General features: G+C 57.2%; 13 protein-coding genes. 9 read left to right on the top strand and 4 right to left on the bottom strand.

All coding sequences use genetic code 11. From position 1 onward, the window contains the following. Nucleotides 1-157 precede the first annotated feature (157 nt). A complete protein-coding gene (locus tag GSQ93_RS31565) occupies nucleotides 158-343 on the bottom strand; it encodes a CsbD family protein (protein WP_158939820.1) in 186 nt (61 codons plus the stop codon). A 260-nt stretch (nucleotides 344-603) separates the two neighbouring features. On the opposite strand from GSQ93_RS31565, the gene GSQ93_RS31570 reads away from it, so the two are divergent. Beyond that, complete coding sequence (locus tag GSQ93_RS31570; RefSeq protein WP_158939821.1) at nucleotides 604-963, top strand: DUF2471 family protein; 360 nt, start codon at nucleotides 604-606, stop codon at nucleotides 961-963. A gap of 356 nt (nucleotides 964-1,319) precedes the next feature. Then, nucleotides 1,320-2,339: a tyrosine-type recombinase/integrase gene (locus tag GSQ93_RS31575; protein WP_158939822.1), complete on the top strand. Its 1,020-nt coding sequence runs from the start codon at nucleotides 1,320-1,322 to the stop codon at nucleotides 2,337-2,339. Between the two features lie 20 nt (nucleotides 2,340-2,359). On the opposite strand, the gene GSQ93_RS31580 is transcribed toward GSQ93_RS31575, so the two are convergent. Further along, on the bottom strand, nucleotides 2,360-3,574 hold the full coding sequence (locus GSQ93_RS31580) for a DNA-binding protein (RefSeq protein ID WP_158939823.1): 1,215 nt from the start codon (nucleotides 3,572-3,574) through the stop codon (nucleotides 2,360-2,362). Nucleotides 3,575-5,326: 1,752 nt separating this feature from the next. Between GSQ93_RS31580 and GSQ93_RS31585 the strand changes: the two genes are divergently transcribed. After that, complete coding sequence (locus GSQ93_RS31585; RefSeq protein WP_158939824.1) at nucleotides 5,327-6,676, top strand: replication initiation protein; 1,350 nt, start codon at nucleotides 5,327-5,329, stop codon at nucleotides 6,674-6,676. Nucleotides 6,677-6,761: 85 nt separating this feature from the next. On the opposite strand, the gene GSQ93_RS31590 is transcribed toward GSQ93_RS31585, so the two are convergent. Together GSQ93_RS31590 and parA are read right to left on the bottom strand one after the other, a co-directional pair. Next, nucleotides 6,762-7,826 (bottom strand): ParB/RepB/Spo0J family partition protein, encoded by a 1,065-nt coding sequence (locus tag GSQ93_RS31590; RefSeq protein WP_158939825.1) that lies wholly within the window; start codon nucleotides 7,824-7,826, stop codon nucleotides 6,762-6,764. A gap of 24 nt (nucleotides 7,827-7,850) precedes the next feature. Beyond that, entirely contained in the window at nucleotides 7,851-8,513 is a 663-nt protein-coding gene (gene parA, locus GSQ93_RS31595; RefSeq protein ID WP_158939826.1) for a ParA family partition ATPase, read from the bottom strand. A 1,357-nt stretch (nucleotides 8,514-9,870) separates the two neighbouring features. On the opposite strand from parA, the gene GSQ93_RS31600 reads away from it, so the two are divergent. The 6 genes from GSQ93_RS31600 to GSQ93_RS31625 all read left to right on the top strand — a co-directional run bounded on the left by GSQ93_RS31600 (nucleotide 9,871) and on the right by GSQ93_RS31625 (nucleotide 16,384). Then, nucleotides 9,871-11,256 (top strand): gluconate:H+ symporter, encoded by a 1,386-nt coding sequence (locus GSQ93_RS31600; RefSeq protein WP_158939827.1) that lies wholly within the window; start codon nucleotides 9,871-9,873, stop codon nucleotides 11,254-11,256. A 67-nt stretch (nucleotides 11,257-11,323) separates the two neighbouring features. Next, entirely contained in the window at nucleotides 11,324-11,614 is a 291-nt protein-coding gene (locus tag GSQ93_RS31605) for a DUF1272 domain-containing protein (RefSeq protein ID WP_158939828.1), read from the top strand. Nucleotides 11,615-11,793: 179 nt separating this feature from the next. Further along, nucleotides 11,794-12,333, top strand: a complete 540-nt coding sequence (gene fae / locus GSQ93_RS31610; RefSeq protein WP_158939829.1) for a formaldehyde-activating enzyme — start codon at nucleotides 11,794-11,796, stop codon at nucleotides 12,331-12,333. 61 nt (nucleotides 12,334-12,394) lie between these two features. Next, nucleotides 12,395-13,432, top strand: coding sequence for an aldo/keto reductase (locus GSQ93_RS31615; RefSeq protein WP_158939830.1), 1,038 nt, complete (start codon nucleotides 12,395-12,397; stop codon nucleotides 13,430-13,432). After that, nucleotides 13,429-14,874: an NAD-dependent succinate-semialdehyde dehydrogenase gene (locus tag GSQ93_RS31620; RefSeq protein WP_158939831.1), complete on the top strand. Its 1,446-nt coding sequence runs from the start codon at nucleotides 13,429-13,431 to the stop codon at nucleotides 14,872-14,874. The genes GSQ93_RS31615 and GSQ93_RS31620 overlap by 4 nt, the downstream gene beginning before the upstream one ends. A gap of 100 nt (nucleotides 14,875-14,974) precedes the next feature. Further along, nucleotides 14,975-16,384: an MFS transporter gene (locus GSQ93_RS31625; RefSeq protein WP_174254698.1), complete on the top strand. Its 1,410-nt coding sequence runs from the start codon at nucleotides 14,975-14,977 to the stop codon at nucleotides 16,382-16,384. Nucleotides 16,385-16,518: the final 134 nt, after the last annotated feature.

The following is a 16,518-nucleotide window of genomic DNA, read 5'->3' on the forward strand; positions in this document are numbered from 1 at the left end:
CTCGGCGCACGCAACGGTCATCGTGACGGAGACGTAAGCGTAAAAAGCCGTTCCAAATCGTTCTGGAACGGCCAATCACTTTAGAGCCAATTTCTAACGCGGAGCGCGCGCTAGGGCGGGACGGGGCAACCTGCTCGCCGCAACCCGCCCTCACCAATTAAGGTTTTTTGAGCGCGTCCTTCACGTCTTCGCGTGCATCACCGACACCTTTTTGCACCTTACCGGCCGCCTGTTGCATATCGCCCTTTGCTTCCTGGCTCTTGTTGCCGGTTACCTTGCCAACCGCCTCGTTGACTTTACCCTTGGCCTGATTCACCACACCGTCTTTCTGATCCTTGTTCATCTTGATCTCCTTTCGTATCGAAGCGCGAATTTCCGGTCCCTTGGGATTCGCGGCGTCATGTCAGGGAAAGCGCCCTGAACGTGTAATCAGAATGGCGATTTCGAACGCCGCAGAACAGCCGCGCACGTCTGATTCCCACGTAGGCGGAATCGCACATACGCGAGAAGCGCTCGGCGCGACTCTAGAGGAACATTGCGATAAACACTGTATGTTTGTACAGTACACACCTTGGCGCAATGGCATGGATGGAGGAGAAGACAATGGACTTCGACGAAGATCGTATGGACACCCCCGAATTCGCACGCACAGTGCGCGACCTTGAGCGGATTACGCGCGACATAGCCGCGCGCTACATCGTGCAAGGTGTACGTTTGACTTGGCGATTGTTGCTCGCCATTGAGGCAGAAGCGCTCGCGGATCTCGGTTTTGCAGGGCGGCACGAGTCCGCACTCCGCGCCCTGTTTGCGCGCCCGGACGACATGGTTTTTCCCGAAACCGATGATCTCGTCGATTTCGGGGCGTCGAATGCTTTACCGCCCGTGTTTGTATTTGCCGTCGATGCCTATGATTGTGCCGCCCGTGCTGGACACCCAGAGCTGGCAGTGGCCTTAACGCATTGAGGTCTAAATTCGCGATCGCACGAAATGCGAGCATGGCCAGCGGGAAACCGGTGGCCATTACTTTTGCAACTGCGACTCGAGTTTGTCGCCAGACTTGAGCACATAAGCGTGGCGTCGCGTGTCATGCACCGGACAAACCAGAATGCCCGCCTATACGCTTCGCATTGCCGACGCGCGTCGGCACGCCGTCATGTGCGATTTCCTCGCTAACGCATGGCAAAGCGCCTTTCCGCTTGCAAGCGGCACTTAGATGAAGCTGAACCTCAATCGCGTTGCAGTCACGTTTCCTTGGAACGCCGTCAGCTTTCGCGTAACCTGTTGCGTACGCGTTTCACAACTAACGGATCGACAGGCCGATGACCACTCCTGAGGAAACCCACGAAATCTTCGATCACGAGCGCGCCGATTGGTACGCCGATCCGCGTAGCGCGTTTGACTCCTGGATGGCGCATCAAGCGTTCAAAGCATCTTCCGCGGACGTCTATCGAGCGCAATGGGGCCTCTTCCTCGAATGGCTGAGCGTTAAACGAATTGATCTCCGAACAGTCGATCGACTTGCCATTGAACAGTTCGTCACCCAATTAAAGATTCGAAAACCACAGCGCGTTCGCTATTTACGCCTTATCGAACGGGTACTCGACCATGTGCGCAAAATTGAAATGGCATCGACAAACCCAGCTCGCTTCATCGCCCAGGACGGTGAAGCGCCATGGCGCGATGCACGTGAAAACGAGCCAACAGGATTTCTCGCCCACGGTGAACGAGCAGCCCTGATCAGCTATCTTTTCTCTCCAATCGGCGATCTGCCAGCCGCGCAACGTTGGCGAGAGCGCCGCGATCGTGCGCTGGTCGGCGCATTCCTGGGCGGCGGGGTAAAAACGGGTGAAGCAGCGGCGCTGACCGTTAGTGACTATTCATGGAATCAGCCGTGGCTTGCTGTCGAGGCACCTAACTCCGCAGTCCATCGCGAAACCCGGCTCGCACCCTTTGCGATTGCGTTACTCGACCATTGGATCAGCGAGCGCAAGACAGCACGATTACTCGGCAATCTGCTTTTTCCGTCCGCGCCATCGGGGCGCCCGATGCACAAGGCCACCATGCTGCGCGCGATCGATGCCGTGATCGAAGCCGCCGGCATTGCCCATTCACGAACGGCGCGCGCCAGTCCGCAAACCTTGCGCAATACCTTCGCCGCCGACCTGTTCGAAAGTGGCACGGCACCCGAGCGCGTCGGGCAATGGTTAGGTTTCCAGCAACAAATCTCAGCGCATCGGTTGCATCGAGCCTGGCAAAACTGGACAGGTGAGGAAATACGGGAGCGCGATTTAGCGCAGGCGCAAGAAAGCGCCCGTGAAGAAAGCCACAAATTCGAATAGCGGCCTGCTCCCGAAAAGTCTCACCTCTCAGTCTGCTCGCTGGTCTCGGCGATCTTGATGGCGTGAAATTGGGCTACCGCGATCAACCGCGACGACGCAGTTCCTGACGACCGATCGCAATCCGGACACGACAACTCGAACTCATCATGGCGCTGCGTAAGCTCCGGCTCGCCAGTGCCACACGAGGGACAACGGGTTGGCACAGTGACAAAACCATCGATGTCCGTTCCCAATGCCTGCATTTCCTGAACGGATAGCCGTCCTTCCTCGACCATCGAGCAGATCAGCCCGGCAACGTTTTCGTTCATTCCGCTTTGTCCGAGTAACGCGTCACGTTCGAAGGCCAACGAATCGATCTCGTCCGATTGCTCGCGAATTCGCAGTTCCAGCCGATCCGTACGCGCCTTCGCGATGCTAAGTTGTTGAATAAAATCGAATTCCTTCTGGCTTGCTTGACGCACGCCGGCTTGATAAGTCGCCGCCATACCACGCAAAGAATCGAGCTCCACGAGCATCGGCTTCACCCGCCTCTCAGCCTCGCTGATTGCATCCTTGATTTGTTGCGCATAGTGCTCGGTGTTGTGTCGCAGTTCACCATTCAACGCATCCACACGATCGCGCAGCGCGGCGTTAGCCGTTTGCTCTGTTTCGAGCCGTTGAGTCAACGCAGCATTTTCCCGTTCTAATCGACGAGTCGACGCATGCAAACCGCTTTGTGCCTCCAGTGCGCGCCCACGAAGCGACGCTAATTCGATCTCCAACGAGGAATTGCGTGCCAGCGCAGTATCGGCGCGCGCCTCGCTCCGGTGAAGCGCCTCGTCGACCGTCGCGCAACGTACCTCCGCATCGCGAAGCCGGCTTAACGCAGCATCCACGTCATCTTTCGCAGCATGGCGCTCATTTTCGAGCGATCGAGTCGCAAATTCCTGCGCCTCCAGGAAAAGCTGCCCGAGCAATTCTCCGGCTCGTTCCTGCAGCCCTTCCGGAATCGCTCCACTTTCGATACGAACGCGCGATGCGGATCTGATCCGAGCCCAGAACGCGTCGATATCCTTTGGGATATCGCTTGCGCTACCGGTTTGGGTGAGATCCCTGACAGTGGCCATTGACGGGCGAATGCCGAAATCGAAGAAAAGCCGTTTGCAAGCGTGCTGCGAGAGATCTTGTCGACGCGCACCGCTGGTTCGCATTGTCGCGAGTTCAGCCCGCAGCTCAAGACGTTCTGCATCGTTCATACGAAGCTCCAAGTCGAATTCGTTCGTATAATAATACTTTACGTATCAAACGCTACATATTTAGGATCGGTGCAGAAGCTAGTGCTCTTGGTTACTCTCTTTTTGTCCGGATAGCCTATATCACACATGCGCTACGGTGGCATCCGTGAAACATGTCGAGGTTATTCCTTCAAGCCCTTGATTACTAGTGAATTTTTTCGATTCGAGCATCTCTGCAAATGTTCCACGGAGTTCTTGTTTCACGGTTCTCTCTTTTCGGATATCTCTGCTGCTTGAGAGTATTAGAAGTAAACACCTTTGAAACCTAGTTAAAGACGTTAACGCCACGGCAAAGCCTTACCTGATAAGGCTTTCCGGGCACGTCGGTGAGGGTCTGCGGGATACAAGGTGAGACAACACAGGGCTATCGGTGAAGAGGTTCGGGGACTAGCGTGAGGAGTCACGGGAGCAAACGTGAGTGAGTTCGGGAGGCAGGCGTTTCGGGACGGTGAGGGAATACAGGGGCCGCCTCGGCTATGGCCCATATGCGGCGGCACCGCACGCGACAACTCGCCAATTTCCGCAGTGAGGGTTTGCAGGATTGAGAAAATACGAAAATTCCAATAAGAAATAGGTAATTATTACTTATAGGTGAGGCTTTGCAGGGGTCAAACCAATTCGACGGTGAGACTATGCGGGTGTGAGTGGCTCGGAAGGGCTAGTTAGCAAGGCGCACAAACCGCAAGGGTGAGGGAATACGGGAGAGTTAGGCGGCAGTATTTGGACCTGCCCATTTTGACGATCTTGCTGGTTTTAAGGGGTATTTCTGCGAAACGGGGTTGAAGGTGAGGGTTTTCGGGAGCAGTTTGTGGCTCGTCGAATATCACATCGACAGCTCTGGCCAAGGTCAAAGGTGAGGCTTTTCGGGACTGTATTGTCTCGAGGTCAAGGCTTGCAGATCTGGCTCGGCAGGTACCCCGTACACGGATAACATCTTAAGTGCATGATTTAAAGAGATTTTATGGTGATCACATGTGCTGCCATTGCGGCAAAGGTGAGGATGTTCGGGAGTAATAGCCCGCTGTGCGCGGCTATCTATTCAGTGTCAAAAATAGCCAAAGGTGAGCTTTTACGGGGCCGCGTTCGGCCGAATTGGGGTGCTAAAAGAGCTTCTGTCGTGCCGAAATCCAGAAAAACATCGATTTCTGACTCTAAAGGTGAGTGTTTGCGGGGGCTGATGAGGGACGCGTACCGAAGTTACCAGGTGCAAGGAAGTCCAAAGGTGAGGTTATGCGGGACGGTGGACGCGAGCTTTGAGAGCCTGTATTTAGATCTCAACTCGGTTGAATAGGGTTCCCCGCCGGAGTCGAGGTGAGCTTTTGCGGGAGTAATTGCCCGGTAACAGGGGTGCTATCAAGAGTTAAAGCGCTGATAACTCAGGAATTACCGCACTTTCTCGGTGTTTTCATGAATTTCCGGCTTCCGGGAAGATTTCGGAAAAACCACAGGGACGCGTAAAAAAAATTTCAGGTGAGAAGATACGGGACCACGTTTGGATCGGTTCGATTCGTTTTCGCGAGCCCCCAATCCGTTTACCCGCATGGCACGGGGCATAAATGAGATGAGGTACGACGGTGAAGGTGAGGGTTTTCAGGAGCGCACCTCAGTGAGTTTTGCGCATGACATCGACTTCACCACTACAGGGTGAGTGTGCACCTGTAGACGAGCTTCACCGTCATGAGTATGCTTTCCCAAAATTCTCCTGACTCCAGCATGGCAACCAAACGCGCGAAGAAGACCGATATAGTGAGTCCGAGTTCGGCTGAGCTGAGAAAAGCCGTCGAAGCCATCGCTATCCAGCCAAAAAGCGGCAAGATCACGCTTTTGACTCGCAAATTATTCAACGTGCTGCTGGCTGTCGCTCAGCAGGCTGATGAATCCGGGGACACTTACCGCGCGCTTTTATCGGATATTGTCGCAAATGCAGCGTTCGATTCCAACGACACAGCCCTGGTGAAAGAGCATTTGCGCCGTATGGTGTCGGTGCAGGTTGAGTGGAGCACAGGCACGTCGAGTCTGAAGCCCGGGCGTAAGTGGGGCATATCGACGTTGATCGCAGACGCCGAAATTCTCGAAGACCCCGCCACGCGCCGGGTGTGGGTCGAGTTTTCCTTCGCTCCAAAGATCAAGAAAAAGCTGCTTGACCCTGTGCAATACGCGCGCTTGAGTCTGCAGTTTCAAAGCCAGCTCCGCAGCAGCGCTGGCCTCGCGCTGTATGAAATCTGCGTCCGCTATCTGACGAATCCGAGCCATCTCACCATGCGCGAGACTTGGGAATGGTGGCGACCGATCCTCTCAGGAACGCCTGACACCGAAGCGGGCGATGAAGCCAAGCGCGAGTACAAATATTTTAAGCGCGACTATCTTCGACCCGCGATTGCGGAAGTCAACGCCGTCACCAACATCTTCGTCGAATTGATCGAGCACCGGGAAGGCCGTCGGGTAGCTGAAATTCAGTTTCGCGTGACTGAGCGCAAGCAACCCATGCTCGCACTCGACGAACATCCGAACGTCTTCGACAGTACGTTGGTCGATCGCATGGTGAAAATTGGAATTCCGCTGAAAGATGCGCAAACGCTTTACGCGGACAGCGAGGAAAACCGAATCCGTTCGGCGTTGCAAATGACCGAGCAGAGAATGCGAAGCACGTCGTTGCCCCCGGTGCGAAGTGCCGCAGCCCTTTTCAAGGATGCGTTGAAGAAGGGTTACGCACCTCAGGTCGAAGCCTTGCCGGCAGTAGCGGCACCGCCGAAAGCCAATGGAGCGCCGGCGGACGACCTGAAGGCGCGTTTGCTGAGCGAATATTCCGTGTTTCGCCGGAAGGAAGCGCGCTCGTTATACGAGGAGCAAGGTGAGTCTGAGCGGGAGTTAGCCCGTCAAACCTTTGAGGAAGATGTGTTGCCCGAGCTCGGCACCCACATGCGCGACGATTGGCGCAAACGGGGACTCGATTCAAAAATGGGGGAAACGTCGTTTTTTGACTGGCTTGCGCGCAAGACTTGGGGAGAGCCGACCGACGGTGACCTGCTTGCATTCACGTTGAATCAGAGCCGCACCGCATAGAACCACGCCAGAGGGACAGTCGCCGAACTCTCGCGTGTGTCCCTCCTTCCTCTATGCGTTTTAGCGTGCCGTTACTCCTGTTGCTTTATTGTTTTACGGTATCCGCCTGCAGCATCTTCTCTATCTGTTGAAGAATTTCGTCGCGTTTGTCTTTCGACAAACCACGTAAGCGCAACTCAAGCCTGTCGTCTCCATACGTCTTGAGATCGCCCACGGCAAGCCCGTCCAGTTTGATTTCCAACCGCTGAGCATAGCGTTGACGCCCCGCGGGTTTCGGCGTTTCTTGTGCGCTTGCACGGCCTTTCACAATGTCGGCGACTTGCCGGGTGCTCAAATCATCCGATGCAATTTTGTTGATCAACCGCAGCGTGGCGTCCGCACCGCGCGCCGTATGAAAGCGTGAAACCTGATAACCCATGTTTGAACCAAATCGATCCGGCCGGGCGACCATTTCATGCATCACGTTCTCAGGTAGCTTTGCGATAGCCAAAGCAACGGCAATCGTGGATTCGTCGAGGCCCAGGTGGTCGGCGAGTTCCCGCTGGCTCTGGAAGTGCTTTTCATCGAGGAAACGCTTCCAGACAATGGCGTTATCGAAGACGGTTTGCGAGTCCCGTTGTACGTTTAGGTCATAACCCAGCTTGTAGCTTTCGATGCCAATGGGAAGGTCAATGACAATCGCCTTCACGGTTTCTTTGTTGGCTTCCTTCAGCGCCCGTACCCGTCGGCCGCCGTCGCTGACAAAGAATGTGCCCGGGTTTTCGTGATCGGGGATCACGTGAATGGCTTGTTGCTGGCCCTGCTTCGCCAGATTGACGGCCAATTCTGCGATCGACGCCTTCAGATAAAAATGCCGGGGGTTGAACGGGCTCGGCTTGATGGCCTTTAGCGGCAACTCAATGACCTGGCCATGTACGTATCGGTTTTTCCGGCGCCACGCCTTGAAACTTTCCGACTCCGGCGCCGCTGGGTCATCGTGAAACTCATCTTCGGTGTAAGCGCTGGAGCGGCCGGTGGCCTGCTTATCATTTCCCGCCTCTTGATTGACGATTTCGTCGATAGCATTGATGCGATCAAGGGCCGTGCGCTTTTCGCTGCTCGTCGTATCCGGCCGGGCTTTGAAGCCTTTTGCGAACTGGGTAGGTTTCATTCAGGATCCTTTATGCGCATAAAGTCAGGGAAGCATGGCGAGAACTTCGTCTGCGCAGGCACGTATCTCAATGGCGGCCAATCGGGCGCCGCGGTCGTTCATCTGAAGTACGGTCTGGCCTAGTGCCATCGCCTGCTTGTAGCACTCGCGGGTCGGAATCTGGGTTTTTAGCAAAGGGAATCCCAACTCTTCCAGTGCACGCTTCAGTTCGCGCGTCAGCATGCGTTTCTCCTCGGTTTTGTTGAGGAGAAACACTGCGCGCAGATCTTCATTCATGACCTGCGCTTGCTGAATGAGTTTGACGAGGCCCACGCTGGACCAGTAGTCGGCAGGCGACGACGATGTCGGGACAATGGCAACCGTTGCAGCGAGAAGGACGACGCCCGATACCTTTTCCGTAATTGAAGGCGGGCAATCGACGACGATGATGTCGTAGTCGTTGACGAATTTCTTGATTTCTCGATGAATCTGGGCCCCTGCTTCAGACAAGTTCACGATAGGGAATGGGATGCCGCTGGCTTCGTCGGACGCAGCGCTAGCCCAATGGACCAGGGTATTTTGCCCGTCCGCGTCGACGACGAGTACCCGCTTTCCTTTCTCGTGAAACGCAGCGCCCAGATGCATTGCTATCGTGCTTTTTCCCACTCCGCCCTTCTGCTGCGTGATCGCAATGATTTCAGCTGCCACGTTTTGCTCCCAAATTTAGCTTTTCGAATTTTACATTGAAAACTCTATTTTTCTAGCGATAACTCATCTAGTTAGCCGTTTGGTCGATTTCCGTGAGGTTTATGCGCATAAAGTCTGGCACGTCGCGCTGTCGGGCTGCGCGCCGATGCGGATGTCGTGCGTGTCAATCTGCCATCGTGCGAAGGGACTGAGGAGGTAATGTTGGCTTTGACCTACCCACTGGCTTTTGATGCTTGGTCGGTGTGCGAACGAGTCGGTGCGAGTCGGCAACAATTCGGGTCTACCGCTAGTCCGATTGAATCGGGAAACTCTGATTTGGCTGCAGAGTTTTGGTTCGGTTTTGGATATTTCAGCAGCGCGCTGGCGGCTTCCAGTGTTGAGTGAAAGTGCGGGCTCGGGAAGTCCCCTCGCTGGAGAATGCTGATTGATTTTGATTAATGCCCCCTCGCACCGCGAAGTAAGTACATAGCGCCGTCAGGCCCGTTCAATGACGATTGACGTTCTCTATGTGTCGTAGCCGTTTGGTTGTCGTGAATACCTTGCTTAACAGCAAGCGCCCGCACGTCGGGAGCAAGCTAGGAAATTCTTCGAGGAGGTGGAGCTTTATGCGCATAAAGTCTGGCGTCACGCATGTGATTTCCGAGTTCGCTAGCCGAGGGGCCCGAAGTTCCACCCCGGCGATTGGAGCAAAACTCGATTAGTCAGTGCTGTCGGCGTCTTAATGCGCACAGTTCAAATTGGCCGGATCGAATTCAAGATGTCTGGATGAAGCACAGTCCTGAACCTATCTGCATATGCATGCCGCCATTTCCCGACGCTATCGAAATTCGTAATCTCGGCCCGTCTCTCGTTGACGCCCATCTCTTCGCGCGGGTCACTGCGGTCGTAATGCTCGTCACGTTCACTGATGCATATAGCAATTATAATAATTAAAATTATTAGACGTGGTAAACCTCATGTATCACAGCCAAGGTTAGCCAATTTCGAAAGCCAGTCGCGAAGAAGTCTCTAATCGGCCACGAAACTTCAAGACGCGAAAAACGCAAAAATGAATCGAACCAAAAGTGGGGCAAACGCTCAACCCACTCGACACGCTGAAGTCGTAAAGCGCGCACTCGTGTCCGCCCCTTGTCCGCTAAACAACGAGGCCAATTCGACCACTTCCAATCAAACGTCATCCTCACCACTTAAAATCACCGCCAAACCCCTACGATCTGAAAGCATCCCAAGTATTTTGTAAGTCTTCGCTCGTAAAATCCGGCGACCGTGCGATGCCTGCGATTTATCAACACCGCCATCGCTGACAAAAGCAAACGGACAAACCAGTCACTCCCTCCACTTAGCCAAGGGCATTTCAGTGCATCTGACCTCGACTCTCGCCGCGTGGTCCGCCCACGACACGCGTCTTCTCATTGCATGCGCGCTCGGTCTGGCGTCAATCATCGTTCTCATCAGCGCGCTAAAACTTGCGCCGTTTCTCTCAATCCTCGTCGGCACTTTTGTCGCGGGTTTCACGGCGAGCTTGCCGCTGGAAGCCGTCGCGGGTGCGTTCAGTAAAGGGGCGGGCGGAATCCTGGGGGATGTAGGCATCATCATCGCGCTCGGGGCCATGCTCGGCGCGCTGATGGCGGAATCGGGCGCGGCGGACCGGTTGGTCTCGACCATCCTCGATCACTCCACGCCGCGCACGTTGCCGTGGCTGATGGCGCTGGTGGCCATCATCATCGGCTTGCCTCTGTTCTTCGAGGTGGGTCTCGTCATGATGGTGCCGATCATCTTCGTGATGGCGCGCCGCTCGAAGCAGCCGATCCTGCGTATCGCGATTCCCGCGCTCGCCGGCATGACCACGCTGCACGCGCTGCTGCCGCCGCATCCGGGCCCGCTGATCGCGGTTAGTGCGCTGCACGCGGACCTCGGCATCACCATGGGCCTTGGTTTTATCATCGCTATTCCTGCCGTGATTCTCGCCGGGCCGGTCTATGGCATGTGGCTGTCGCGCCGCATGCACGTGGAGCAGCCGGAGGAGATGGGCAAGCTGTTTTCATCGAAAGTCGATGCAAACGGAACGCTCGATGCGCCGAGCTTCGGGATCTCGTTGCTGACCATTCTTCTGCCAGTTGTCCTGATGCTTGGCCGAACGGTGGCGAAACTGGCGATCCAGCCCGAAACCCTTCTCTTCGATACCCTCAATTTTCTCGGTGAGCCACTTATCGCGTTGGGACTCACCGTTCTTTTCGCGATCGTCGCGCTGGGCTGGTCGCGCGGCATGCCGCGTGACCGGGTGGGCGGCATCCTGCGCAAAAGCCTGCCGCCGATCTGCGCTTTGCTGCTGACCATCGGCGCGGGGGGCGGTCTCAAACAGACGCTCGTCGCAGCGGGCATCGCCACGACGATCGGCAAGATCGCCATCGGCTCGCACATGCCGCTGATCCTGCTGGCCTGGCTGATCGCAGTGGCCTTGCGGCAGGCGACCGGTTCGGCGACCGTCGCGACCACGACCACCGCGGGGATCATCGCCCCGGTCGTGGCGGGCTTGAGCGCGACCCACAACTCGCTGCTGGCGCTGGCGATCGGCGCGGGTTCGGTGTTTTTCTGCCACGTCAACGACGCCGGTTTCTGGATGATCCGCGAGTATTTCGGCTTGCAGTTGAAGCAGACTGTCTACGTCTGGTCGGTGCTGCAGACCATCGTCTCGGTAGTCGGCCTCGCGTTGACGCTGGTCATGTGGGGCGTGCTGACGTAAATCGTGGGCAGATTGGCAGGGCAAGCGGGCACTCCGACCCTAAACTACAAAAAAGGAGATATCGATCATGCTTGCCTTGCGCCCCTCTTGTGAATGCTGTGGAAAATCGCTGCCGCCGGACGGGCGCGACGCGATGATCTGCAGCTTCGAATGCACGTTCTGCGAAACCTGCGTGTTGTCCCGGCTGAGCAACGTGTGCCCCAATTGCGGCGGCGGCTTCCAGCTCCGCCCGATTCGGCCGAAAGCCATGCTCGAGCACCGTCCGGCCTCAACCGACGTGCACCCGGCCGGCGTGAATGAAGAGGCGCATCGCGCATTGTTCGATCGCTACAGTGCGATCCCGCCTTACGAACGATAAACGCAAGCGGGTCTGATGACCGTCAGCCGATGACCTCGCATGCGTCACATTCCCCAACCTCAGGGCATTCCCTGATCTGAGCGGCGCTCATACCCCGTCCGCACGAATCATCGATTCCTCCTCATCGGCCCTCGCTCGCACAATCTGTTCATCGATCCACTCCATGAACGGAAGCCAGCATGCCAACACCTCAAACCGGTCGCACCCTCCATATTGGCGAGGGCTTTGAAGGCCCGGGCGTCAATCTCGCTCACATCAACGTGCTTGTCGGTCCGCGCAATGGCCCGGCGGGTCAAGCGTTCGCCACCGCGCTTGCTACGCCTTCGGCCGGCCACGCGCCGTTCGTCGTCATTGCGCAACCTGGCGTGCCGACCAAACCGCTCACGCTGTATGTCAACAAGGCCCCCATTGCCGGTGAATTTCACGGCAATGCGACCTGGGGGGCATCGCAGGCAGGCATCGCGAAGGCCGTCGCCGAATCGCTCGAAGACGGCACCTTGCCGCCTGAAGCGGAAAACGATTGGGTGGTGGTAACGGCGAACTGGGTCAACCCGTCTACCGACGATCTCGACGCGGTCTTTCGCAACAACTACCGCGCGACGAAAAACGCCATCACGGCCGCCATGCTCGGCTTGCCGTCGAAGGAAGACGTGTTCGCCGCCGCGCGCGAAGTATCGAATCCCTTCTACACCCCCCGCTTGCCGAAGGCAGCCCTCTAAAAATCAGCGCGCCGGTGCCGTGCGTCGGCAACCGTCGCCACGCGTCATGGAGACTTAAAGAATGGAATTTGTCCGCCTAGGCCAGTCAGGCCTGAAAGTATCGCGCCTGTGTCTCGGCACCATGAACATGGGCACGCCGCAATGGAAGCCGTGGATTTTTGACGAACAGAAGAGTGAACCCATCGTCCGCCACGCGTTGGAGGCAGGGGTGAACTTTATCGACCTGGCGGATTTTTATTCGGCTGGTGTTGGAGAGGAAGTCGTCGGCCGCATTCTCGGACGTCTCGCGCGGCGCGAGGAAATCGTGGTGACAACCAAGGTCGGCTATGACATGGGCGCTTATCAGAACGCTGGCGGTCATTCGCGCAAGCATGTGCTTGACGGTATCGACGCGTCGTTGCGGAGGCTAGGCATGGACTATGTCGACATCTACATGCTGCATTACTTCGATACCACCACGCCCGTGGAGGAAACCATGGGCGCGCTGAACGACATCGTCCGTTCGGGCAAGGCCCGTTATATCGGGGTATCGACCATGTACACGTGGCAGCTGGCGAAGATTGTCCAGATCTGCGAGCGCCATGGCTGGCACAAGCCTATCAACATGCAGTTGCAGTTGAATCTCGCCTACCGCGAGGAAGAGCGCGAAATGATGCCGTATTGCGCCGACCAGGGAATGGGCGTATCCGTCTTCAGCCCGCTGGCGCGCGGTCTCCTGACGTGTGACCCCGCGTCTACGCGTAACCAGACCGACTTCTTCACGTCGCAAATGTACGGCGATGCCGCGTCGCGGGAGATTGCGGCATCGGTGGCGCGTGTGGCGAAGCGGCGTGGCGTGAGTGCGGCGCAAATCGCGCAGGCGTGGGTGCTCCAGCGCGATGGCGTCGCCAGCATGCTGGTCGGTGCGGATTCACCTGCCCAGTTCGATAGCGCGCTCAGCGCGCTCGGCACTCACCTGGACGGGGACGAACTGTACGAACTTGAGCGCAACTACACGCCGTGCGACGTCATTAATGACTACACGGCCGGGAGTCGCACCGCGCGCGAATCACGTGCGCCACAAGGTGACTTTGTTCAACCGATGAAGGACGCCGCATGAATCTGCTTCGCAAAGAGCATTACATCGATGGCGCCTGGCACAAAAGCGCCGAGACTTACGCCGTCCGCAATCCGGCTACGGGAGAAGTGATCGCAGATGTCGCGAAGGCCGGCGCTGCGGAAACACACGAAGCCATCCGCGCCGCGGAGATCGCGTTTCCCGTTTGGCGCTCACTCACCGCGAAAGAGCGTGGGGCGCGGGTCAGGCGCTGGGGCGAACTGATGCTGGAGCATCGCGATGCGCTCGCTGAACTGCTGACGCGGGAGCAAGGCAAGCCGCTCGCGGAAGCAAAAGGCGAAGTGGCCTATGCCGCCAGCTTCCTTGAATGGTTTGCCGAGGAAGCGAAACGTAGCTACGGAGATGTGATTCCGAGTTCGAAGCCTGGCTCGAAGATCATCGTGACGCGCGAGCCGGTCGGTGTGGTCGCAGCCATCACGCCCTGGAACTTCCCGCTTGCCATGATCACGCGCAAAGCTGGCCCTGCATTGGCGGCTGGTTGCACGATGGTGTTGAAGCCGTCCGAGGAAACGCCGTTGAGCGCGTTGGCACTAGCCGCGCTCGCGGCGGAAGCGGGCATCCCGGCGGGCGTGTTCAACGTCGTATCCGGAGACGCTGTCGCAATTGGCGCGACCTTGACCGCATCGCCCGTGGTGCGCAAGTTGTCCTTCACCGGATCAACGCGCGTGGGCAAGCTGCTCGCCGCGCAATCCGCGGACACGTTGAAGAAACTCTCGCTGGAACTTGGCGGTAACGCGCCGTTCATTGTGTTCGACGACGCCGACTTGGACGCTGCAGTGCAAGGCGCGATGGCATCGAAGTTTCGCAACACCGGCCAGACCTGCGTATGCGTGAATCGATTCTTCGTGCAGGCGGGCGTATATGCCGAATTCACACAGCGCCTGACCGAGGCAGTACGCAAGCTTCGCGTAGGGGACGCGCTCGAGCGGGAGGTCGATCAGGGGCCGCTCATCAACGAGGCGGCGTTCAGGAAAGTGGGCGATCACGTCGCGGACGCACTAAGCAAGGGCGCGTCCGCACTCATCGGCGGGCATCCCCACGCGCTGGGCGGGACGTTCTACGAACCGACGGTCCTCGTCCACGCGAACCGCACCATGTCGATCGCGCAGGAAGAAACGTTCGGACCGGTGGCGGCTTGCTTTCGCTTCGAAACAGAGACAGAAGCGATCACGCTTGCCAATGACACCCCGTTCGGATTAGCCGCCTATTTTTATACGCGCGACTTGGGCCGCGCGTGGCGCGTGGCCGACGCACTCGAGACGGGCATGGTAGGGATCAACGAAGGAATCATATCGACGGAGGTGGCGCCGTTTGGCGGCGTCAAGCAATCAGGTCTTGGCCGCGAGGGATCGAAGTATGGCCTCGATGAATACGTGGAAATGAAGTACATGATGATCAGCGGCCTGATGGGCGCTGAGCACTGAACGCTTAACGCCGAAAGACGCTGGCTATGCGCCAAGCAGTGCTGCCGCCGCCGTATCGCCAGCGTCAGCGCAATTGAAGAACATATAGTAAGGAGACGCAGTGAGTCATCAGGACACCTCAAGTAGTGCATTCCCAATCAGTCCGCCGCCTCATGCGGGTGCAACGCCTGTTCGTGCGCAAGCACCGCAAACACCGAAGCCGGTTTTACTCGACGACATTCCGTTAAACCGGTTTCACATGAAAATAGCGGGCCTGACATTTGGCGCGCACTTCACCGAGGGTTATGCGCTTGGCACGGTGGGATACGCGCTCGCATCGATGAACCGGCAGATGCCACTCGATTCATTCTGGATGGGTGCAATCGGTAGTTCCGCTTTGATCGGGATTTTTCTCGGCAGCCTCGTATTTGGTCGGCTGTCGGATCGACTGGGACGGCAGAGCATCTTTCTTAGCAGCTTTGTCATCATCACAGTAGCGGCGTTTCTGCAATTCTTCGCTACCTCGCCTATGGAGTTGTTCGCGTTGCGGGTATTGATTGGCTTCGGAATGGGCGGTGACTTCACGGTTGGCCACGCCATCCTCGCCGAATTTTCGCCGCGAAAGCATCGAGGTGCGCTTCTGGGCTCCTTCAGCGTAGTGTGGACTATTGGTTACGTCGTGGCGAACGTGCTCGGCATGTCGTACGGAGATGCCGGACCCGACGCCTGGCGTTGGCTTCTCGCGTCCGCGAGTCTTCCAGCGTTTATTGTGCTGGTCTTGCGTATCGGTACGCCGGAATCGCCGCGTTGGCTGCTTGGCAAGGGGCGCGTCAAGGAGGCGAATGACATTGTGCTTAAGCATTTCGGGCCAGGGGTCGCGCTCGACCCGGAGGATGCAATGGCCAGCGTCACCACGAAACAGGGTTATGCGCGTCTGTTTCAGCCCGACCTGATCCGCAGGACGCTGTTCAATTGCGGGTTCTTTGTGTGCCTCGTGATTCCCTACTTCGCGATCTACACTTTCCTGCCCGGCATCCTGAAGGTAATCGGCCTGAGCAACGGTTTCGGCGCGGATCTGTTGCTCAATGCGGTGCTGGTCATTGGCGCTGTGCTGGGAATTTGGCTGACCATCAAGCTGCCGCGCCGGCACTTCCTGATCGGATCGTTCGCGGTCACCTGCGCAATGCTGGTGACTATGAGCTTGCTGCCATCGTCCTCCACGCTCGCCATGATTGTTGCCTTCGCTGTCTTTACCTTGACCATGTCGGCATTCAGCAATCTCGTTGGGGTCTTCCCTCCAGAATGCTTTCCGACAGAAGTCCGCGCATCGGGTGTTGGGTTAGCGATTGCATGCAGTCGGCTTGGTTCGGCGATTGGCACGTTCCTTTTGCCCGTTGGCATAGCGGAGATCGGGTTCCATTACACAATGATGGTGCTGGCCGCTGTGCTGCTGGTTGGCATGATCGTATCGATAGCCTGGGCGCCCGAGACGCGTAACCTCACTTTGCGCGCCGCAAGCGGTTCCTCATAACCCCAACAAACCTCGCGCAACCCCGCGCTCCCGAAAACCCTCACCCATCTGAGTTCATTAAAGCCCCAAAGGCGTCCCAAGCGGACGCCTTTGGGGCTTTTGGCGTGCCGTTCATCAACGCGCGCGTTTCACCC

The organism is Burkholderia sp. S171, assembly GCF_009766085.1.
Classification (GTDB): Bacteria; Pseudomonadota; Gammaproteobacteria; order Burkholderiales; family Burkholderiaceae; genus Caballeronia.